This is a genomic window from Cryobacterium sp. Y29 (assembly GCF_002929825.1).
Lineage (GTDB): Bacteria > Actinomycetota > Actinomycetes > Actinomycetales > Microbacteriaceae > Cryobacterium.
The window spans coordinates 207,154-228,440 of record NZ_PJJN01000035.1 but is presented as its reverse complement, the minus strand read 5'-3'; the positions used below and the strand labels follow the sequence as shown (position 1 = coordinate 228,440).

The following is a 21,287-nucleotide window of genomic DNA, read 5'->3' as shown; positions in this document are numbered from 1 at the left end:
CCGCGCGGTGACGTTACGCACGATTGACTCGCTCGGTTCGCTGACCGGCAAGCGGGTTATTGTCCGCTTCGACCTGAATGTTCCGTTAAAAGACGGGCAGATCACTGACGACGGACGAGTGCGGGCGTCACTGCCCACTCTCAACGCCCTCGTTGCTCAGGGCGCCCGCGTGGTGATTGTTTCTCACCTCGGGCGCCCCGGTGGGGCCATTGACCCCCAATACAGCCTGAGGCCCGTCGCCGCCCGCCTGAGCGAACTGGCGAACCTCCCCGTGGCATTCGCCGCCGACACCGTCGGCGACGCGGCCACGCAGGCCGTCGCGGCCTTGCAGGACGGAAACATCGTCGTTCTGGAGAACCTGCGCTTCAATGCCGGTGAAACCAGCAAAGTGGATGCTGAGCGCCTCGCGTTCGCGCACAAGCTCGCACTACTCGGCGACGCACTCGTCTCCGATGGCTTTGGCGTAGTACACCGCAAGCAGGCCAGCGTGTTCGATCTGGCCACGCTGCTTCCAAGCGCTGCCGGCCTGCTCATCGCCGCCGAACTCGGCGTGCTCGATCAGCTCACCGAAAAGCCGCATGCGCCGTACACGGTCATCCTGGGCGGTTCGAAAGTGAGCGACAAGCTCGGCGTCATCGGTCACCTACTGCCGCGCGTGAACTCGCTGCTGATTGGCGGCGGCATGCTGTTCACCTTTTTGGCCGCCCAAGGACACAAGGTTGGTGCCAGCCTCTTGGAAAGCGATCAAATTGAGACGGTTCGCGGATATCTGACCGAAGCCGAACGTCTGGGAGTGAAAATTGTGCTCCCGACAGATGTAGTGGTCGCCTCGAAGTTCGGCGCCGACGCTGAGCACGTGATCACTCCGGCAGAGGGAATCGAGGACACCCCCTTCGGTGCGAATGGTCTCGGCCTGGACATCGGGCCGGACACCGCTCAAGCGTTCGCCAAGATTATTCGAGCATCACAGACGGTATTCTGGAATGGCCCGATGGGTGTTTTTGAACTGGCACCGTTCGCGGAGGGCACCCGCACCGTGGCCGCCGCGCTCACCGAGGTCACCGGCCTCAGCGTGGTCGGTGGTGGCGACTCTGCTGCTGCTGTGCGCATTCTCGGTTTCAACGACGACCAATTCGGTCATATTTCTACCGGCGGCGGCGCGAGCCTCGAATTTCTCGAAGGCAAGCGTCTCCCAGGACTGGAGGTCCTCGGATGGCAGTGAACATCAACCCTCGGCGCACACCGCTGATCGCGGGCAACTGGAAAATGAACCTGGATCACCTCCAGGCAATCGCTTTCGTGCAGAAGCTTGCTTGGAATCTCAAGGATGCCGGCCACGACACCGCCGCGGTCGAGGTAGCCGTGTTCCCTCCGTTCACGGATCTGCGCAGCGTGCAGACCCTCATCTCGGCCGATAAGCTTTCGCTCGCCTTCGGTGCGCAAGACGTCTCAGCACACGATTCGGGAGCGTACACCGGTGAGATTTCGGGTGCCTTCCTCGCTCAGCTGGAGTGCCAATACGTCATCATCGGTCACTCCGAACGCCGCACCCTGCACAACGAGTCCGATGAACAGGTCGCCTCCAAGGTAACCGCCGCCCTCAAGCACAACCTCGTGCCGCTGATTTGCGTCGGAGAGAGCGCCGAGGACCTCGCCGTTCATGGTCCCAGTGCGGTTCCGGTCGCCCAGCTGCGTGCCGCTCTTGCGGGCGTCACGAACGCGGTGGACATCGTCGTGGCCTATGAGCCCGTCTGGGCCATTGGGTCCGGTCAGGCCGCTACGCCGGAGCAGGCTGAGCAGGTAGCGGCCGCACTGCGTGGGGTTCTCTCCGACACCCTCGGGCAGGACGTCGCCGACAAGACCCGCATCCTCTACGGTGGTTCGGTCAAGAGCACCAACATCGCCGCGTTCATGCGGGAGCCCAATGTCGACGGTGCCCTCGTTGGCGGTGCGAGCTTGGATATTCCGGAATTTTCCAGCATTATTCGATACCAGAAGCACGTCGGCCTCTAGGCCGCGGCGCACCCGACAGTGCGCAGCGAGATGGTTGTCCGTCCGGCAACCACCTCGCTGCTGCCTGCAGAGTATAATTACGATGGTCTCGGCGCCCGAGTGGCGCCCACCGTGTTTTGAAAGGTTTCGTGTGGAGATTCTCCAAGTCGTCATGCAGGTGCTCGTTGGTATCACGAGCCTTCTGCTCACCATGCTCATTCTGTTGCATAAGGGACGGGGCGGTGGACTGTCGGACATGTTCGGTGGCGGCGTAACTTCTAACCTGGGCGCGTCGGGCGTTGCCGAGCGCAACCTCAATCGCATCACGGTCATTCTGGGTCTGCTGTGGATCTCCTGCATCGTAGTTCTCGGATTGATCACGAAGTTCGACACAGGGGCTTAACTTTCTGCCCCGCGCGGGGTTACCCTGAGTTTTCCGGGCACAGATCTTGACGGTACATCACAACAGCAATCGCACCAATAACAGCTCGAATTTGCAGCGCACAACTGCACGAGTCAACGGAGGAACAAGATGGCATCAGGCGGAAGCGCAATTCGTGGCTCGCGTGTAGGCGCGGGCCCCATGGGCGAGCAGGACCGCGGTTTTCATGCGGACCGCATCAAAATCTCGTACTGGGATGCGCTCGGAAATGAAACCGTGCGGTATTTTGCGGCAAGCTTACCGGACGAAGAAATCCCCGTCACCATCGATTGCCCATCGTCAGGGCTGCCAGCCGGGCGCGACAAGGAGAATCCTCCGTCGGTCGTGAAGCTCGAGCCGTACAAAACGCACCTCGCCTACGTCAAGGAGCGCCGTACTGAAGAAGAGGCCGAGTCGCTGCTCGAAGAGGCCCTCAACCAGCTGCGCGTTCGTCGTGGCAAGTTGTCACCGACAAACTGACGCGAGAGCGCGCAACACCGGTTCTCGATTAGTCGAGAACCGGTGTTTTTTGTTGCCGATCACGCCGATGGTGGCGGAGGGGTAGACGGATGGCGAAAATCTAATAGCCCGGAGCGATGAGGCTTTCGGGCACTTGAGCCGCTGCGTCGTTGTCAACAAAGAACACGGTGCGGTAACGGCCTTTGATTCCTGCAGCCGGTACCTCGTCGCGGCTGGCTCCGGCGAGGGCTAGTCCGAGCGCCGATGCCTTGTCCGATCCAGCCAGCACCAGCCAGACGCGATCCGCGGAGTTGATCACGGGGCGGGTCAACGACAATCGGGCGGCCGGCGGCTTGGGGGAGTCGCGGACGACGACGACACTGGCTTCACGCTCGCGGATACCCGATCGGTGTGGGAACAACGACGCAATGTGACCGTCCGGTCCGACTCCGAGTAACATCACATCGATCCGGGGGAACAGGGCCCCATGAGGAGCACGACGCAGTAACTCCGCCGCGTACCGTGCAGCCGCAGCATCGAGCGCATCATCCGTATCAGCTTCGACCGCATCATCCGAGGCTCCGAAGGCGTGAATATTTTCTGGCGGCACCGAAATGTGGTCCAGGAGCGCTGCGCGTGCTTGCAATTCATTGCGCTCCGGATCGGCGCGTGGCAGCCAACGTTCGTCACCCCACCAGAAATTAACCCGCGACCAGTCGATCGTGTCGCGGGCGGGCGATTCGTTGACGGCAGCCAGAACAGCGATACCGACGGAACCGCCGGTGAGTACGACATTCGCTTCCTCCTGCTGATGCAGAACGTCCACCATATTAGTCAGGAACCGTGCAGCGACCGACGCGGCTAGGGCGTGTTTGTTTTTGTGCAGCAGCACGCGTCGGTCATTTGTCACGGTTAGGCTCCGGTCTACTGGCTCACCACTTTTTTGAGCTGCGATAACCCGCGGGTGATGACCTCACCATACAGCTCATCGGGGTCGAGGCGGCGCAGCTCGTCGGCCAGACAGTCCCGCAGGCTGCGACGCTTGAGAGTCAGGTCCTGCAGCGGCTGCCCAGGCTGGCTGAGTGTGGCGATATCAGGAATCTCGCGTTCGAGTGAGATCGTTCCCGACGCTCGCTCCAGATGCACGCCGTGCACGCCATTGGCGAGGGGGCCGGTTGTCAGCTTGCACTCCACGGGTACCTGCAGCTGCATCTGGAGCCACGCGGCGAGTAGCGTCGTCGAGGGGGACGCCGCTGAGCCAATGACTTGAATACCGATGATGGGCTCGTAGGGCGGCTGATCCAGAACCGCGGCGAGTTGGGCGCGCCAGAGCGTCAGCCGAGTCCAGGCGAAGTCGTTATCTCCTGGCCGGTAGCTGCCGGAGAGCTCGCGCAGCGCTGCCTGTGGGTCTGGCTGGGCTGAGGCATCCGTTATGCGTCGATAGGCGATCCGGCCGATAGGGGAGTCACTGGGAACGGCGGGAGCCGTGCCGGGCCACCAGGCGACAACCGGGGCATCCGACAACAGGAGACCGGTAACCAGGCTCTCCGGGTCGGCGGCGGCCGCCCCGTAGACACGCAAGACGATGACTTCGCTCGCACCAGCGTCGCCTCCGACGCGAATCTCCGCATCAACCCGCGCGACGGCATCAGCCGTATCGTGTTCCTGCGTTGACACTACGATGACGCGCATTGGGTGTTCCCTCGACGCATCGTTGGCCGCTTCGATGGCCTCTTCCTCGTGTCCGAGATGTGAGGCGATGATCAAGGTCAGCACCCGCCCGAGGGCAACGGCACCGCCCTCCTCGCGAATACGCACGAGCGTCTTCGAGATTTTCGCGGTCGTGGTGTTGGGCAGATCAACGATCATGGTCGCCTCCAGGTTCGGCCGTCGCGGGCCAGCAGGTCGTCAGCGGATGTGGGTCCCCAGGTGCCGGGGCGGTAGGGCTCTGGCTGTCCTTGCGTAGCCCAGTACTCTTCGATCGGGTCGAGAATTTTCCAAGACAATTCGACCTCTTCGTGGCGGGGGAACAGGGGCGGGTCGCCGAGAAGTACGTCGAGGATGAGTCTCTCATACGCTTCGGGGCTCGCTTCGGTGAAGGCATGTCCGTAACCGAAGTCCATGGTGACGTCGCGGACCTGCATGACGACACCCGGAACTTTCGAGCCAAAACGGATGGTGACGCCCTCGTCGGGCTGCACCCGAATGACCAGGGCGTTGTGGCCGAGTTCGGCGGTCTGGCCCGGTGCGAACAGGTACTGAGGTGCACGTTTGAAGACCACGGCAATTTCCGTCACACGACGTCCGAGGCGTTTACCGGCACGCAGATAGAACGGAACACCAGCCCAGCGTCGGGTGTCGATGGTCAGCCGCATGGCAGCGTAGGTTTCGGTGACGGAATCGGGGTTCATGCCGTCTTCCTCCAGGAACCCGACGACCTTTTCTCCGCCCTGCCAGCCACCGGCATACTGCCCGCGGGCCGTGCCCTGGCCGAGGTCGGCGGGGAGTCGAACCGAGGCGAGTACCTTTTCCTTCTCGGCGCGCAGGTCGGCAGCGTCGAAGGAGATCGGTTCTTCCATGGCCGTGAGGGCGAGAAGCTGCAGCAGGTGGTTCTGGATGACGTCGCGGGCGGCACCGATACCGTCGTAGTAGCCGGCTCGACCTCCCACGCCGATGTCTTCAGCCATGGTGATCTGCACGTGTTCGACGTGGTTGGCGTTCCAGAGCGGTTCAAACATCTCGTTGGCGAAGCGCAGCGCAAGAATATTTTGCACCGTCTCCTTGCCGAGGTAGTGGTCGATCCGAAAGACCGAGTCCGGAGGAAAGACCGACTCGACGACATCGTTGAGCTCGCGTGCTGTGGTCAGGTCACTGCCGAACGGCTTCTCGATGACAACACGTCGCCACTGCCCGTTCTTCTGCTCGGCCAAGCCGGAGCGGCGCAGCTGCTCTGTCACTTGTGGGAAAGCCTTGGGCGGAATGGCCAGGTAGAACGCGTGGTTGCCCATCGTGCCGCGCTCACGGTCCAACTCGTCGATGGTCTGGCTGAGGCGCGTGAATGCCTCGTCATCGTCAAAGGTGCCAGAAACGAACCGGATGCCTTCGGCCAGTTGCGCCCAAACATCCTCGTGGAACTCTGTACGGGCATGTTCCTTCACGGCATCATGCACGACTTCCATGAAGTCTCCGTTGTCCCAGTCTCGGCGGGCAAACCCGACGAGGGCGAATCCGGGTGGCAGTAAGCCGCGATTCGCGAGGTCATAGACCGCGGGCATGAGTTTCTTGCGCGCGAGATCACCGGTTACGCCGAAGATCACGAGGCTGGACGGCCCGGCGATACGATTCAGTCGATAGTCGGATGGCGACCTGAGCGGATTAAACTCCGGGGTAATTTCCACCGGGGACATGCAACTCCTTAGACGGTTCAGTGCGGGTAAGTCGAGAACGCAGGCAACGGGGCGCTGCGGAGAGAATAGTCCGATCGCTTGGTTGGTTCCTCACTGCACTCTGCCCGTGAAGAACCAACCAAGGGTTCGGTTTGTTGGTTTTTTTAGGCCAAAGCCTTGAACAATGTGGAGATATTCTGCTTGGGTTGCGTCAGGGTCAACGTCAACACCGGCCGCCCGTGTTCGGCGAGCACACTCGCGTCGCCACTGGCCTGCGCCTGGATCAATTCGCCAAACGTGAAGGGGCGCTCGGGGATGTCGAGGTCTTCCGACGGCGTGGCCAGAATCTGCAGGTACACGGCCGTTGCCGGTCCGCCCTTGTGGAATTGTCCCGTGGAGTGCAGAAAGCGTGGTCCCCAGCCGAACGTGACCGGACGCTTCGAGAGCGTGCCGAGCTTGCTGCGAATCTCGGCCAGTTCCGGCAGGGCCAGCCGGTCTACGTAGGCTTGAACAGCAACATATCCGTCGGGGCCGAGTTCTTCAAGCAGAGCGTCGATTGCCGAGGCGAGATCGCTCGCCGCTCCGATAACGTGCGGCGTGCCACGCACTTCGATACCGTCCGCGATGAAGGCGGCCGGTTCCGGCGCTGGACGGGTGTCCAGCAGCCCGCGCGTGGCAATCTTGGCGGACTCCACGTCTGGCTGGTCGAACGGGTTGATCCCGAGCAAACGGCCGGCAACGGCGGTCGCGTATTCCCAGACCAGAAACTGTGCTCCGAGGGTTCCGCTGACGCGAACCTCGTCGCCGGTTTCAGCGAAAAGATCGGTGCCGGCGTCGGCCACGACTCGCACGAGCTGCAGGTCCGGTAGCACCTCGGTCAGCTCGGGAGCGTCAAGTTCGAGAACAACCGGGAGAATGCCGGTGCCGAGCTTGCCGGTGGATTCTGCGATGAGTTGTTCGACCCAGTCAGCGAAGCCCACAATGCGGGTACCGTCCGAGACGATGGCGAGCTTGCCCCGACGAGGGCTGGTAGCGGCGATCGCCGCTCCGAGCACGAGGCCCGGATTCTCGGGCGAATCAACGGCCAATGCCAGCGAGATGGATTCGGCTTCGTCGAGGAGCGCTCCAATGTCAACGCCGGCCAACCCCGACGGAACGAGACCGAACGCGGTCAGCGCCGAGTACCGTCCGCCGACTGTGGGGTCGGCGTTGAACACGCGGTAACCAGCTTCCCGGGCGGATGCCTCGAGCGGCGACCCCGGGTCGGTCACCACGATGATGCGTTCGGCCGGGTCGATGCCGATATCCCGGAACGCGCGCTCGAACACACGGCGCTGGCTGTCGGTTTCAACGGTTGAGCCGCTTTTAGACGAGACGACGAGTGCCGTTCCGGCCAGATTGTCGTTTAATGCGGACAGGACTTGGCCGGGGTCGGTCGCGTCGAGCACAGTGAGGTTCACTCCTGCGGTGCGGGTGATGACCTCGGGAGCGAGCGACGATCCGCCCATTCCGGCGAGGGCGATCTGGGTGACACCGCGGGCCTGGAGGGCAGCCCGCAGCTCCACAATCTCGGCCACGAGCGGGCGAGATACGGCGACGGACTCCGTCCAGCCGAGACGCATCGCGGCTTCGGCTTCGACTGCCGGACCCCACAGTGTGGGATCCTGGGCAGTGATTCCGGACGCGACCAGGTCTTTGACCAGGGTAGGTACTGTGGCGCGCACAGCATCGGCTGCGGCACCACTCACTGAGATCCGAAAGCTCATTACGCGACCGAGGGAGTCGAGGCGGCGGTGAGGGCCGTCTGTACGGTGTCGAGCAGTTCGTTCCACGACACCTCGAACTTCGACAGACCTTCCTCTTCAAGCAGGCGAGTGACGTCGTCGTATGAGACACCCTGTGCGGACAGCGCATCGAGTACAGCGTTTGCGGCTGCATACGAGCCGGTCACCGAGTCGGCCGGGATGACTCCGTGGTCGGCCGCCGCCTGCATGGTCTTCTCCGGCATCGTGTTGACGACTTCGGGTGCGACCAGTTCGGTTACGTACAGGGTGTCGGGAAGGCTGGCATCCTTGACGCCGGTCGAAGCCCAGAGAGGACGTTGCTTGGTCGCCCCGGCCTTGATCAGGCCGAGGGCGCGCTCACTGCTGAACGCCTGCTCGTAGACCTGGTAGGCAAGCTGGGCATTGGCGACGCCGGCCTTGCTCTTGAGCGCGAGGGCTTCGGGGGTACCGATAACTTCGAGGCGGGCGTTGATCTCAGAGTCGACGCGCGAGACGAAGAACGAGGCAACGGAGTGAATCGTAGAGAGGTCGATACCGGCAGCCTTGGCCTGCTCGAGGCCGGCCAGATAAGCGTTGATGACCTGGCGGTGACGCTCCAGGCTGAAGATCAGAGTGACGTTGACGCTGATGCCGAGGGCGATCGTCGCCGTGATGGCTTCCAGGCCTTCGACCGTCGCCGGAATCTTGATCATCGCGTTGGGTCGGTTGACTTTAGCCCACAGCTTCTGGGCTTCGGCAACCGTGCCAGCCGCGTCGCGTGCGAGGTTCGGCTCAACCTCGATCGAGACGCGTCCATCCTGGCCGTTCGTCGCGTCGTAGACCCGGCGAAAGATATCGCAAGCAGCCGCGACGTCGTCCGTGGTGATGGCGAAGACGGCGTCGGTCACGTTCGAACCGGCGGCCGCGAGGGTCGCGACCTGCTCGGTATACGCTTCGCCCTTGGCCAGGGCACCGGCGAAGATCGTCGGGTTGGTCGTGACGCCGACGACGTTGCTGTTCTTGATCAGGTTCTGGAGTCCGCCGGAGTTGATTCGTTCGCGGGAGAGGTCGTCGAGCCAGATGCTGACGCCCGCTGCGGACAGTTGGGCGAGGGGGGTCGGATTTGTCATTGTTGAAATCTCCTGGTCGTGCTGCCGTCAGGCAGCTGGATCGTGCGGTGTGTGGAGAGGTTGGTGAAGTGCGGTGCTGGCCCCGTCTAGGAGGGCAACGTCAGGCTGCGCTAATTGATTCCTTGGCGGCGGCAACTACAGCTTCGGTGGTGATGCCGAATTCGCGGAACAGCGTCTGGTAGTCAGCGGATGCTCCGAAGTGTTCGATCGAGATGCTGCGGCCCGCATCGCCGACGTAGCCACGCCAGGTCAGCGCCAGGCCGGCTTCAACCGATACCCGTGCCGTGACGGCGGAAGGCAGCACCGACTCGCGGTATTCGGTGCTTTGCTCTTCAAACCATTCGAGGCAGGGGGCGCTGACCACGCGCGCATGGATGCCCGAGGCGGCGAGCTGGGCGCGAGCGTCCACGGCGAGCTGCACTTCGGAGCCGGTAGCGATGAGGATCACGTCGGGGATTCCGCCGGCCGCTTCGGCCAGTACGTAGGCGCCGCGAGCTACATTTTTTGCCGAGGCGAAGATTTCCCCGGATGCTGCGCCTTCACCGCGTTCGTAGACGGGAATGTTCTGGCGGGTCAGGGCGATTCCGGCCGGGCCGCCCCGGCGTTCCAGAATAGTTTTCCAGGCCCATGCGGTTTCGTTGGCGTCGCCGGGACGAATCACATCGAGACCCGGGATAGCGCGCAGGGTCGCGAGTTGTTCGATCGGCTGGTGCGTGGGACCATCCTCGCCGAGAGCGACCGAGTCGTGGGTCCAGACGAAGATCGACGGCGCCCGCATGAGCGCTGCCAATCGAACGGCCGGTCGCATGTAATCGCTGAAGATCAAAAAGGTGCCACCGAACGGGCGGGTGTTGCCGTGTAGCACGATGCCGTTGAGAATCGCGGCCATGGCGTGCTCACGAATACCGAAGTGCAGAACGCGACCGTGCGGGTTGCCGGTCCATTCGCCGGTCGAGTGCTCGCTCGGAATAAACGAGGCCGCACCGCCGATGGTGGTGTTGTTCGATTCGGCGAGGTCCGCCGAACCGCCCCAGAGCTCGGGGATGACGCCGCCGAGGGCGGTCAATACCTTGCCGGAGGCTGCACGAGTGGAGACCGCGGTGTCGGCAGGGAAGACCGGGAGTGCCGCTTCGACGCCGTCCGGCAGATCTCCGGAAAGCACTCGGTCGAGCAGAACCTTGCGCTCGGGGTTCAAAGCAGCCCAGGCATCGAACTGCACAGTCCACTCAGCATGCTGGGTTGCACCGCGTTCGAGGGCCAGCCGGGTGTGAGCGATGACGTCGGGGGCCACGTCGAAGGTCTTCTCCGGGTCGAAGCCGAGAACGGTCTTGACACCGGCGAGTTCTTCGGCACCGAGGGCTGACCCGTGGATCTTGCCGGTGTTCTGCTTCTTCGGGCTCGGCCAGCCGATAATCGTCTTGAGGATGATCAGGCTGGGCTTGCCGGTTTCCTGCTGCGCAGCTTCAATGGCCGTGTTCAGCTCGGCGACGTCTTCAACGTAGGAGCCGGTTTTCTTCCAATCCACCGTTTGCACGTGCCAGTCGTAGGCGGCGTATCGAGCAGCGACGTCTTCGGTGAAGGCAATGTTGGTGTCGTCTTCAATCGAGATCTGGTTGCTGTCGTAGATGGCAATGAGGTTGCCGAGCTGCTGGTGGCCGGCGAGCGAGGAGGCCTCGCTCGTGATGCCTTCCTGCAAGTCGCCATCGCCGGCGATGACATACACGAAGTGATCGAACGGGCTGGCGCCGGTGGCGGCATCCGGGTCGAACAGGCCGCGCTCGAAGCGGGACGCGTAGGCGAAACCGACAGCGGAGGCCAAGCCCTGGCCGAGCGGGCCGGTGGTGATCTCGACGCCGTCGGTGTGGCCGTATTCCGGGTGGCCGGGAGTCTTGGAACCCCACGTGCGCAGGGCCTTGAGATCGTCGAGCTCGAGACCGTAGCCGCCGAGGTAGAGCTGCACGTATTGGGTCAGCGAGCTGTGGCCGACCGAGAGAATAAACCGGTCGCGACCGATCCAATCGTTGTCGGACGGATCGCGGCGCATGACTTTCTGAAATAGAAGGTACGCGGCCGGAGCGAGGCTCATCGCCGTGCCGGGATGCCCATTCCCAACCTTCTCAACGGCATCGGCCGCCAGAATGCGTGCGGTATCGACCGCCTGATCGTCAACGGAATTCCATTGGAAAGCTGCCACGTCACGTAACCCTTCATCGAAGCGAAGGCGGGTTGAGCTCAACCCATCCTTTGATAGTTGTGCAAGCGTCGGCAGCCTTCTCGCAGGACGGACCCGCACATTTCTCACGCGGGACTGCAAGCAAAATATCACCCCCGGCGAGTTGGCCTGCTAGATGCTGCCATCTCCCACCCGGGGGCTCGCCGATCTACTGATTCACTGTGGGGAGCATTTTAAGTATACGCAACGAAGACGCTGGGCGGTCGATATGACGTGACCTGTCATTTGCCATGACGGGCCACCGCGTGACCTAGAATTAGAGAACTGCCTAGCATTCGAGGATTTATGGACGTCGCACTTCAGACCATCGAGAGAACTCCACGTACGCTGAAGCGCACCCTCACGGCTTATGTTTCCCTGACTAAACCGCGAGTTGTCGAGTTGCTCCTGGTCGTCACCGCGCCCACGATGCTCCTCGCCGAGCGGGGAATGCCCAGCCTCTGGCTCATCCTGGCGACGCTCGTCGGAGGTTCGCTCAGCGCCGGATCCGCGGGTGCGTTCAACTGCTATCTCGACCGTGACATCGACCGTCTCATGAAGAGAACTAAAAATCGCCCCCTGGTTACCGGAGAACTCAGTGACCGGGAAGCCTTGATTTTTGCGTGGGCCCTGGGCGCGGCATCCATTGTGTGGCTTGGCCTGCTGACCAACTGGCTGGCGGCCGCGCTGTCTTTCGGCGCGATTGTGCTCTACGTCGTGTTTTACACCATCATTCTCAAGCGTCGTACGCCCCAGAACATCGTTTGGGGCGGTGTAGCTGGTTGCATGCCCGTCCTCATCGGTTGGGCGGCCGTGACCGGAGACCTGTCCTGGCCGCCGGTTATTCTGTTTATGATCATCTTCCTGTGGACACCGCCGCATTACTGGCCGCTGTCAATGAAGTACCGCAGCGACTACCTGGCTGCCGGCGTGCCAATGCTCGCTGTCGTGCGCGGTCGCGCTCAGGTGGGTCTACAGGTCATTCTGTACGCGTGGGCCACCGTCGCGTGCTCGCTACTGCTGATTCCGATCGCTGACATGGGCGTGCTCTACACCTGTGTCGCCCTCGTTACAGGCGGCTGGTTCATCTACGAAACCCACCGGCTGTACAGCCTCGCGATTCGGCACGAGCACGTGTCACCGATGCGCGTCTTCCATGGCTCAATCGCCTACCTGACATTGCTGTTTGTAGCCGTCGGAGTGGATCCGCTGCTTCCGTTCTAAGTCTGTCGTGCCGCGTTCGGTCGACGCTAGACCCGACGTGACAGCCGGTTGTCGATCTTGGCAACGTCGGCCGAATGGATGACGACGGTCACTACTCGTCCGGCCAGGGCCATGCCCGTGGCAGTGAAATCCGAGGCCGTCACCGTGATGGCGGGTAGGGCAGTATCCTCGACGACCAGGTTCGACCGGTGGGCAAGCGCGAGTTCAATTTCGGACTGCTGTTGAGTGTGCCGGTCGGCCCACAACTGCGACCCGAAGTCGTAGGGGTTTTTGGCATAATTCATCACGACGTACTGTAGGTGTTGGTCGAGGGCATCCCGGATTGGATCGCCCCCGCGATTGGTGGAACCGGGCACGTCCGTGAAGACGAATCCGCGCAGTTCGGCGATGCCGACCGGACCGGCTGGAGAATCTTCGAACCAGAAATTACCAGACGGGTCGGCTAGCCAGTAATGCACCTGAGCTTCCAGGGTATGGCCATGGTTGCCGTACCAGCTCCATCCGCGTTCCTGAAGTCGTGGTTGGTTCACGAAACCGAAAACCGCAGGGCCGAACAGGGCGAGACGCGCCGCGTCGTCTGGCGGCTTCGATTTGGCTCCCGGTACGAGATGCATGATTGGAGAATACACCGGCGGCCACCGCCGGGGGAGAGTCACGCGGCAGTTTGCCAGCGGTGGTCTATCGCCGTAACACCGGGTTGCGACCATCGACGCTAGGGCATTCGAGGGACGCGGGTTAGCTGTGGCGGCTACTGACCTCGTTCGCATTGGCCAATTCGGTTGCCTCGGGCGATATGCCGATTGGGGCCTTGAGGTTGAGCACGACGGCGGTCATCGCTGCGGCGAGGACGCAGGCCAGTACCATATGGAGGCCAACAAGAACGGGCGGCAGGCCGAGGTTTGCCTGCAGCAGGCCAACCACAATCTGCAGGAGCTCGATCATCAACAGCGTGACGATGAATGAACGAACCCGTAGCCTAATCCGAACGGATGCCACGAGGAGCAGAATCGTCAAGAGAAGCGTCGCGTAGCCCGGCCAGGCGTGCAGGTGTTCCAGTAATTCAGCGTTGAAGCCCGTGCGTCCCGCGGCAGCATCTCCCGAATGCGGTCCGGAGGCCGTCGTCAACACGCCCATCATCACGGTCAGTGCGACGACAAAGCTTGTGGCGTGGGCCAGCCCGGCGACGCCGACCGGAACGATCAGGGCGCGCGGCCCCGGTGCGAGATAGACCCGGTGCACGAGCACGGTCGCAAGGCAGACCATGATGAGCGACACCGTGAAGTGGAAGCCAACGATAAATGGGTTGAGACCGGTCAACACGGTGACGCCGCCGACGAGTGCCTGCGCGAGAACGCCACCGCCGAGAATGACGGCGAGGACGAACAGATCCTTGCGCTCCCTGCGCATACGCCAGAGCAGAACGACAGCGGCAATCGCGATGATTCCGATGAGCCCGGTCATCAAACGGTTGCCAAACTCAATGACGCCATGGAGGCCCATCTCCTCCGTCGGCACGAGCGACCCGGGCACGCAGGACGGCCAGGTCGGGCAGCCGAGTCCGGAGCCAGTGAGGCGTACGGCGCCGCCGGTGCCGACAATCACTATCTCGGACACCAGGGACAGCCAGGCAACCACCCGAATACGTGCGTCGATAGCGCTGGGCAACCATCGATAAATGGAATTCATTGCTTCTGCTCCCGCTGTCTTACTCATGATCGCGTGCTTTCTGATTGTGCCCTGTGCAAATGTGAATCAACCGGCAAGCACGCGTATCCTGCCGTTCAACCTGTAGAATTAGGATCTACATGGAGAACTCTCTTACGGTCGTAGTGACTGCACGAGGTCGACCGGAATCGAACAGTGGCCGAATGGGCACTGTCGACTCGGGGTCGGTTTTGCTCTATGAATATTCTAGGTACGCAATGTAGCTGTCCACACAACCCGTTCCCCGTGGTCTCCTCTGAGATCGCCCGGGAATCACCGGACTAATATCCGGGTTGTGCTGGGTAGAGAAGAGGTAAATATGTCGGATGTCCTGCTCGACCGTCCCGACCTTGAGGGGATTGGCACCTACGAATTCGGGTGGGCCGATTCAGACAAGGCCGGCGCATCCGCGCGCCGTGGCATTTCTCCCGAGGTCGTCACAGACATCTCGAACCTGAAATCCGAGCCGGATTGGATGCTGCAGCGTCGGCTGAAAGCCCTGCAGCTGTTTGAACGCAAGCCCATGCCCACCTGGGGAGCCGATCTTTCCGAGATCGATTTCGACAACATCAAGTACTTCGTGCGGTCGACGGAGAAGCAGGCCCAAACCTGGGAAGACCTGCCCGACGACATCAAAAACACCTACGAGAAGCTCGGGATTCCCGAAGCCGAGCGCCAACGCCTCGTCTCCGGTGTGGCAGCCCAGTACGAGTCTGAAGTGGTTTACCACCAGATCAATGAAGAACTCGCAGCCCAAGGCGTCATCTTCATGGACACCGACACGGCACTCAAGGAGCACCCCGAGTTCTTCGAAGAGTACTTCGGCACCATCATTCCCTCCGGCGACAACAAGTTCGCTGCGCTCAACACAGCCGTGTGGTCTGGCGGATCCTTCGTCTACGTGCCGCCCGGCGTGCACGTAGAGATTCCGTTGCAGGCCTATTTCCGCATCAACACGGAAAACATGGGCCAGTTCGAGCGCACGCTGATCATCGCCGACGAGGGCAGCTACGTGCACTACATCGAGGGCTGCACCGCCCCGATCTACAAGTCTGACTCGCTGCACTCCGCTGTCGTCGAGATCGTCGTGAAGAAAAACGCTCGCGTTCGTTACACGACCATCCAGAACTGGTCAAACAACGTCTACAACCTCGTCACCAAGCGGGCCACGGCCGGCGAAGGCGCCACGATGGAATGGATCGACGGAAACATCGGCTCCAAGGTCACCATGAAGTACCCGTCCATCTACCTGATGGGTGAGCACGCCAAGGGCGAAACCCTCTCCGTGGCCTTCGCCGGTCCCGGGCAGCACCAGGACGCCGGCGCCAAAATGATCCACATGGCTCCGTACACGCAGTCCTCTATCGTCTCCAAGTCCATCGCGCGCGGTGGCGGGCGAAGCGGGTACCGGGGTGAGGTCCGAGTGGATGCCTCGGCACATCACTCCGCCAACACCGTGCGCTGTGATGCACTGCTGGTCGACACCCAGTCACGTTCCGACACCTACCCGTCTATCGACATTCGGGTGGACGACGTGCAACTCGGCCACGAAGCCACCGTCTCCCGCGTCAGCGAAGAACAGTTGTTCTACCTGATGAGCCGAGGCATGCCCGAAGACGAGGCCATGGCCATGATCGTTCGCGGATTCATCGAACCAATCGCTCGGGAGCTCCCGATGGAGTACGCCCTTGAACTCAACAAGCTCATTGAAATGGGCATGGAAGGATCCGTCGGCTAAATGTCCGCCGCTTCAGCGCTTTCGAAGAGCGCTTCAAAAACTGTGCCCGCACCATCCACACCCGCTGCCGGTTCGTCGGCCCTGTCGCCCGGCCAGCACGGCATTACGGAACACTCGGACGGTCGTTTCGGCTACGTTCCGGTGCAAACCCGCTCGGACCGATTCAAGAGCGTCAACGTAGCCGATTTCGAGGCCGTCTCCGGCCGCGAAGCCGTCTGGAAGCTCTCGCCCGTCGCGAAGTTCACCGACCTCACGGCCGGTGAACTCAACGGCTCCCGCTACGAGGTCGAGTCCACGCCATCAGCGGACATTTCCGTCGCATGGGTACCCCGAACGGATGCCCGCATCGGCACCGCTGGCCTGCCGGAGGAACGCGCAGCCGCGAATGCCTGGTCCGTGTTCGATGAGGCTCTCGCCATCACGGTGAGCGGCGAGGAAGCTAAGGAGATCACGGTCACGCGATCGGTTCTTGGCAACTCCGCCCGCGGCGCCCACACGATCATCGAGGCCAAGCCGTTCAGCCAGGCCACGGTTATCCTGCAGAACACGGGCGAGGCTCGACTCAGCGAAAACGTCGAGATCATCCTCGGCGAGTCCGCGAACCTCACGGTCGTCTCGCTTCAGGAATGGGACGACTCGGCGGTGCATCTGGCCAACCATTTCGCATCCGTCGGCCGTGACGCCCGCCTCAAGCATGTCGTCGTCTCCCTGGGTGGCAGCATCGTTCGGGTCAACCCCTCGGTGCGGCTTGCCGGACCTGGCTCCGACACGCTGCTCCTCGGGCTGTACTTCGCGGATGCCGGTCAGCACCTCGAGCAACAGGTGTACGTCTTCCACGACGCGCCGAAGAGCCGCAGCCGGGTCAATTACAAAGGCGCGCTGCAGGGCCAGGACGCACGAACGGTCTGGATCGGCGATGTACTGATCGGCAACAAGGCTGCCGGCACCGATAGCTATGAGCAGAACCGCAACCTCGTACTCAGCGAGGGCACCCGCGCCGATTCCATCCCCAATCTGGAAATCGAAACCGGCGACATCGTCGGGGCCGGCCACGCCAGTGCCACGGGACGGTTCGACGACGAGCAACTGTTTTATCTGCAGGCTCGCGGTATCACCGAAGAAGAAGCGCGGCGGCTGGTCGTGCGCGGATTCCTCACCGAGGTCGTGCAGCAGATTGGTTCCCCCGAACTCGAAGCTCGGTTGCAAGTCGCAATCGAAGCGGAACTTATTGGAACGGACGACAAGTAAGCATGACCGCAACGAAGATCTGCGCTCTCGATGAGCTCGAAGTAAACCAGGCCGTCAAGGTCGAAATCGACGGGGTCGCCATCGCCCTCGTGCGTGATGCCGCCGGTGATGTCTTCGCCATCGGAGACACGTGCACGCACGGAGATATCTCCTTGTCTGAGGGATTCGTGGAGGGCCAGACTCTCGAGTGCTGGGCCCACGGTTCGATGTTCTCCCTCACCACCGGAAAGCCGCTGTCCTTGCCGGCCTATGACCCGGTCCCGGTTTACAACGTTGAGCTCATCGACGGTTTCATCTTCGTCGATCCTTCCGTAACTGTCGCGGTCTGAGTCTGTCTCACGTAACGACCGCCCCACCAGCCATTCAAGCCAAATTCAGAAGGGAATATGACATTCATGTCTGTTCTTGAGATCAAAGACCTGCACGTCAGCGTCGAGACCGACCAGGGCACCAAGCAGATTCTGCGCGGCGTCAACCTGTCCATCAACGAGGGCGAGATCCACGCCATCATGGGCCCGAACGGCTCAGGCAAGTCCACCCTCGCCTACACGATCGCCGGCCACCCCAAGTATCACGTCGAGAGCGGCTCCATTCTGCTCGACGGCGCCGAAGTGCTCAAAATGACAGTGGATGCCCGTGCTCGCGCCGGTCTGTTCCTTGCCATGCAGTACCCGGTCGAGATTCCCGGTGTGACCGTCACCAACTTCCTCCGCACCGCCAAGACTGCCATTGAGGGTGAAGCCCCGCCAATCCGCACGTGGATCAAGGATGTGCGCCAGGCCATGACTGACCTGCGCATGGACAAGGCTTTCGCCGAGCGCAACGTCAATGAGGGCTTTTCCGGCGGTGAGAAGAAGCGTAACGAGATTCTCCAGCTCGAACTCCTCAAGCCCAAGTTCGCCGTGCTCGATGAGACCGACTCCGGCCTCGACGTTGACGCCCTCAAAATCGTGTCGGAGGGTGTCAACCGCGCCAAAACCAACACCGGCCTCGGATTGCTCCTCATCACGCACTACACGCGTATCCTGCGGTACATCCACCCGGACTTCGTGCACGTCTTCGTCAATGGCCGTATCGCCGAACAAGGCGGCCCTGAGCTCGCTGATCGCCTCGAGGACGAGGGCTACGATCGCTTTCTCGTCCCGTCGAACGTAGGCTAAAGCTATGGTTTCAACACTGAGCCCGGCGCGCTTCGATGAAATCGAAGAGGCTCTTAAAGACGTCATGGACCCGGAGCTCGGCATCAATGTCGTTGACCTCGGGCTCATCTACGACCTCGGCTGGGACGATGAGAATAATGCGCTCATCATCCACATGACCCTCACTTCGGCCGGCTGCCCGTTGACCGATGTGCTCGAGGAGCAGACGGCTGAGGCGCTGGATGGTGTCGTCGACCAGTTCCGCATCAACTGGGTCTGGATGCCGCCGTGGGGTCCCGAAAAGATCACCGACGACGGCCGCGACATGATGCGCGCCCTCGGCTTCGCGATGTGACTTCTGTTCGACTTGAAAGCCCCGCCTGTACCAGCAGGCGGGGCTTTTCCGTTGCCTGTCCAGAGCGAAGCGTGCCCGTCAACCATCCGTAATTAGAGGGCAACTCCACTGACTAGAATGGTATGCTACAAACATGGATATCGGGGAAAATAGCGTGGTCCGGCGGCGGGCTGCCCAGGCGGCGAGCACGCGGGCTGAGATCGTAATGGCGGCGGGAAGGCTGATGCTCGAGCGCGGGTATGTCGGCACATCGGTGTCGGCAATCGCGGGGGAGGCTGGCGTGGTTGTGCAGACCATCTACAACTCGGTGGGGTCGAAGGCCGAACTGTTGGCGGCGGTACTTGATCGAGTCGCTGCAGAACCGGGGGCGCCGGCGCTGCTATCCGGGGCCACCCGGGAACGCATTGCCGCGGCGCGCACGGCAACCGAGGTTATTCGCATTGTGGCTCGGTCGAGCGCACTGGTGAATGAGCGCACTTCAGGAATCTTGCGCATTGTCAGCGAAGCGGCCGTGGTCGATCCGGATGTGGGGGAATTCGAGCAGAAGCGTGACGCGGCCCGGCTGCACGGCTTTGGTGAGGTGGCAGCTGCACTGCGAGAGAAGCGAGGTCTGCGCGCGGGGCTGATCTATAGCGGGGGGCTGAGTGACCATGAGGCGGCGGCAACGATGTGGGCGCTGGCCCATCCGCACACCTTCCGTACCCTCGTACTGTCCCTGGGATGGTCGACCGAAGCGTACCTGAACTGGCTCGAAAAATCGCTTCTGGCCGCATTGCTCTAGGAGCCCGTGTGCCGAGCACAGCCTGAAGGCAAATATACTAGTGAGTTGGACCGCTTTGGCCCACCTAGACTTCACCTCCGAATACACACCTCGAATGGACTATTGCTGTGCTCAACGTGCAAGATCTCGAAATCCGCGTTGGAGCCCGCGTGCTCATGGAGGGCGTCAACTTCCGCGTCGCGAGCGGCGACAAGATCGGCCTCGTCGGTCGTAACGGAGCGGGCAAGACGACCCTGACGAAGACGCTCGCGGGGGAGACCAACCCGACCAAGGGTTCGATCAGCCATTCCGGTGAAATTGGCTACCTGCCCCAGGACCCCCGTGCGGGTGACCCGACCATGCTCGCCCGCACCCGCATTCTGGATGCGCGCGGCCTCGGCACCATTGCCCTCGGCATGCACGAGTCCAGCCTGGCCATGGCTGACCCTGATCCCAAGATCAGTGCCGCCGCCATGAAAAAGTATGGTCGCCTGACGGATGAGTTCAATGGTTTGGGCGGTTATTCGGCTGAGGCCGAAGCCGCATCGATCGCTAGCAACTTGAAACTGCCCGACCATATCCTCGACCAGGCCCTCAGTACCCTCTCCGGTGGTCAGCGTCGCCGGATCGAACTGGCCCGCATCTTGTTCTCGGCCGCCGAGATGATGATTCTCGACGAACCCACCAACCACCTCGATGCCGACTCCGTGGCCTGGCTGCGCGAGTTCGTCAAGAATTACAAGGGCGGCTGCATCATCATCAGCCACGACATCGAGCTCGTCGGAGAGACGGTCAACCGCGTCTTCTACCTTGATGCGAACCGCATGATGATCGACATTTACAACATGAACTGGAAGAACTACCTGCTGCAGCGCACGGCGGATGCCGACCGCCGTAAGAAGGAACGCTCCAACGCCGAGAAAAAGGCCTCAACCCTGCAGTTGCAGGCTGCCAGGTTTGGCGCTAAGGCCAGCAAGGCCGCTGCTGCTCACCAGATGGTTGCTCGAGCCGAGAAGCTTCTCTCCGGGCTCGACGCCGTGCGCGCCGTGGAACGCGTCGCCAAGTTGCGTTTCCCCGAGCCGGCACCGTGTGGTCGAACCCCGCTGATGGCCAAGGACTTGTCCAAGAGCTACGGTTCCCTGGAAATCTTCACCGCCGTCGACCTCGCGATCGACCGCGGATCCAAGGTTGTCATCCTCGGCCTCAACGGGGCCGGAAAAACCACTCTCCTGCGCATGCTCGCCGGTGTCGACGAATCTGACACCGGCTCGATCGAACCCGGACACGGCCTGCGGATCGGCTACTACGCGCAGGAGCACGAGACGATCGACGTCAACCGCAGCGTGCTCGAGAACATGGTGTCCTCCTCGCCCAGCATCACCGAGATGGAAGCCCGCCGAGTACTCGGCTCGTTCCTGTTCACTGGCGACGACTCCGCCAAGCCGGCCGGGGTGCTCTCCGGCGGTGAGAAGACCCGTCTTGCCCTGGCCATGATCGTCGTCTCCGGCGCCAACGTGCTGCTGCTGGACGAGCCGACTAACAACCTCGACCCGGCCAGCCGCGAGGAAATCCTTGATGCTCTTGCGCACTACGCCGGTGCGGTTGTGCTCGTGAGCCATGATGAGGGCGCAGTGCAGGCCCTCAACCCGGAGCGCGTGTTGATCATGCCCGAAGGTACGGAAGACCACTGGAACAAGGATTACCTCGACCTCATCGAGCTGTCCTAACTGATTCTCTAATTCGACGTAGCCTCATC

20 protein-coding genes are annotated in these 21,287 nt (G+C 62.0%); 12 read left to right on the top strand and 8 right to left on the bottom strand.

Annotation, left to right across the window (positions count from 1 at the left end; all coding sequences use genetic code 11):
- Positions 1-7: 7 nt before the first annotated feature.
- From pgk to CXY74_RS12615, 4 genes are all read left to right on the top strand, one after another.
- Entirely contained in the window at positions 8-1,222 is a 1,215-nt protein-coding gene (gene pgk / locus CXY74_RS12630) for a phosphoglycerate kinase (RefSeq protein WP_104200743.1), read from the top strand.
- On the top strand, positions 1,213-2,013 hold the full coding sequence (gene tpiA / locus CXY74_RS12625) for a triose-phosphate isomerase (protein WP_199183223.1): 801 nt from the start codon (positions 1,213-1,215) through the stop codon (positions 2,011-2,013). The genes pgk and tpiA overlap by 10 nt, the downstream gene beginning before the upstream one ends.
- 130 nt (positions 2,014-2,143) lie before the next feature.
- Positions 2,144-2,395, top strand: coding sequence for a preprotein translocase subunit SecG (gene secG, locus CXY74_RS12620; RefSeq protein WP_092340102.1), 252 nt, complete (start codon positions 2,144-2,146; stop codon positions 2,393-2,395).
- 129 nt (positions 2,396-2,524) lie between these two features.
- On the top strand, positions 2,525-2,893 hold the full coding sequence (locus CXY74_RS12615) for an RNA polymerase-binding protein RbpA (protein WP_104200742.1): 369 nt from the start codon (positions 2,525-2,527) through the stop codon (positions 2,891-2,893).
- Between the two features lie 100 nt (positions 2,894-2,993).
- Here the strand turns inward: CXY74_RS12615 and pgl are convergent, their stop codons facing one another.
- From pgl to tkt, 6 genes are all read right to left on the bottom strand, one after another.
- The gene (gene pgl / locus CXY74_RS12610) at positions 2,994-3,782 is read right to left on the bottom strand and encodes a 6-phosphogluconolactonase (RefSeq protein WP_104200741.1); all 789 of its coding nucleotides are present in this window, start codon (positions 3,780-3,782) and stop codon (positions 2,994-2,996) included.
- Between the two features lie 14 nt (positions 3,783-3,796).
- On the bottom strand, positions 3,797-4,741 hold the full coding sequence (locus CXY74_RS12605; protein WP_104200740.1) for a glucose-6-phosphate dehydrogenase assembly protein OpcA: 945 nt from the start codon (positions 4,739-4,741) through the stop codon (positions 3,797-3,799).
- Positions 4,738-6,279: a glucose-6-phosphate dehydrogenase gene (gene zwf, locus CXY74_RS12600; RefSeq protein ID WP_104200739.1), complete on the bottom strand. Its 1,542-nt coding sequence runs from the start codon at positions 6,277-6,279 to the stop codon at positions 4,738-4,740. The genes CXY74_RS12605 and zwf overlap by 4 nt, the downstream gene beginning before the upstream one ends.
- Positions 6,280-6,422: 143 nt before the next feature.
- Complete coding sequence (locus CXY74_RS12595; RefSeq protein WP_104200738.1) at positions 6,423-8,024, bottom strand: glucose-6-phosphate isomerase; 1,602 nt, start codon at positions 8,022-8,024, stop codon at positions 6,423-6,425.
- Entirely contained in the window at positions 8,024-9,151 is a 1,128-nt protein-coding gene (tal, locus tag CXY74_RS12590; protein ID WP_104200737.1) for a transaldolase, read from the bottom strand. Before tal ends, CXY74_RS12595 begins: the two co-directional genes overlap by 1 nt.
- 100 nt (positions 9,152-9,251) lie before the next feature.
- Entirely contained in the window at positions 9,252-11,345 is a 2,094-nt protein-coding gene (gene tkt / locus CXY74_RS12585; protein WP_104200736.1) for a transketolase, read from the bottom strand.
- Between the two features lie 324 nt (positions 11,346-11,669).
- On the opposite strand from tkt, the gene CXY74_RS12580 reads away from it, so the two are divergent.
- Positions 11,670-12,587 carry a heme o synthase gene (locus CXY74_RS12580; RefSeq protein WP_104200735.1) on the top strand — a complete coding sequence of 306 codons (918 nt, stop codon included), beginning with the start codon at positions 11,670-11,672 and terminating at the stop codon, positions 12,585-12,587.
- 26 nt (positions 12,588-12,613) lie between these two features.
- On the opposite strand, the gene CXY74_RS12575 is transcribed toward CXY74_RS12580, so the two are convergent.
- Both CXY74_RS12575 and CXY74_RS12570 read right to left on the bottom strand, forming a co-directional pair.
- Positions 12,614-13,201, bottom strand: coding sequence for a hypothetical protein (locus tag CXY74_RS12575; RefSeq protein WP_104200734.1), 588 nt, complete (start codon positions 13,199-13,201; stop codon positions 12,614-12,616).
- Between the two features lie 121 nt (positions 13,202-13,322).
- The gene (locus CXY74_RS12570; protein ID WP_233193372.1) at positions 13,323-14,300 is read right to left on the bottom strand and encodes a heme A synthase; all 978 of its coding nucleotides are present in this window, start codon (positions 14,298-14,300) and stop codon (positions 13,323-13,325) included.
- A 310-nt stretch (positions 14,301-14,610) separates the two neighbouring features.
- On the opposite strand from CXY74_RS12570, the gene sufB reads away from it, so the two are divergent.
- The 7 genes from sufB (at position 14,611) to CXY74_RS12535 (ending at position 21,258) form a co-directional block, all read left to right on the top strand.
- Complete coding sequence (sufB, locus tag CXY74_RS12565) at positions 14,611-16,029, top strand: Fe-S cluster assembly protein SufB (protein ID WP_104129095.1); 1,419 nt, start codon at positions 14,611-14,613, stop codon at positions 16,027-16,029.
- On the top strand, positions 16,030-17,277 hold the full coding sequence (gene sufD / locus CXY74_RS12560) for a Fe-S cluster assembly protein SufD (protein WP_104200732.1): 1,248 nt from the start codon (positions 16,030-16,032) through the stop codon (positions 17,275-17,277).
- Between the two features lie 2 nt (positions 17,278-17,279).
- Positions 17,280-17,606, top strand: coding sequence for a non-heme iron oxygenase ferredoxin subunit (locus CXY74_RS12555; protein WP_104200731.1), 327 nt, complete (start codon positions 17,280-17,282; stop codon positions 17,604-17,606).
- A 66-nt stretch (positions 17,607-17,672) separates the two neighbouring features.
- A complete protein-coding gene (gene sufC / locus CXY74_RS12550) occupies positions 17,673-18,437 on the top strand; it encodes a Fe-S cluster assembly ATPase SufC (RefSeq protein ID WP_104200840.1) in 765 nt (254 codons plus the stop codon).
- A 4-nt stretch (positions 18,438-18,441) separates the two neighbouring features.
- Positions 18,442-18,771, top strand: coding sequence for a metal-sulfur cluster assembly factor (locus CXY74_RS12545; protein ID WP_104129099.1), 330 nt, complete (start codon positions 18,442-18,444; stop codon positions 18,769-18,771).
- Positions 18,772-18,904: 133 nt separating this feature from the next.
- On the top strand, positions 18,905-19,552 hold the full coding sequence (locus CXY74_RS12540) for a TetR/AcrR family transcriptional regulator (protein WP_104200730.1): 648 nt from the start codon (positions 18,905-18,907) through the stop codon (positions 19,550-19,552).
- 107 nt (positions 19,553-19,659) lie between these two features.
- The gene (locus CXY74_RS12535) at positions 19,660-21,258 is read left to right on the top strand and encodes an ABC-F family ATP-binding cassette domain-containing protein (RefSeq protein ID WP_104200729.1); all 1,599 of its coding nucleotides are present in this window, start codon (positions 19,660-19,662) and stop codon (positions 21,256-21,258) included.
- Positions 21,259-21,287 lie beyond the last annotated feature (29 nt).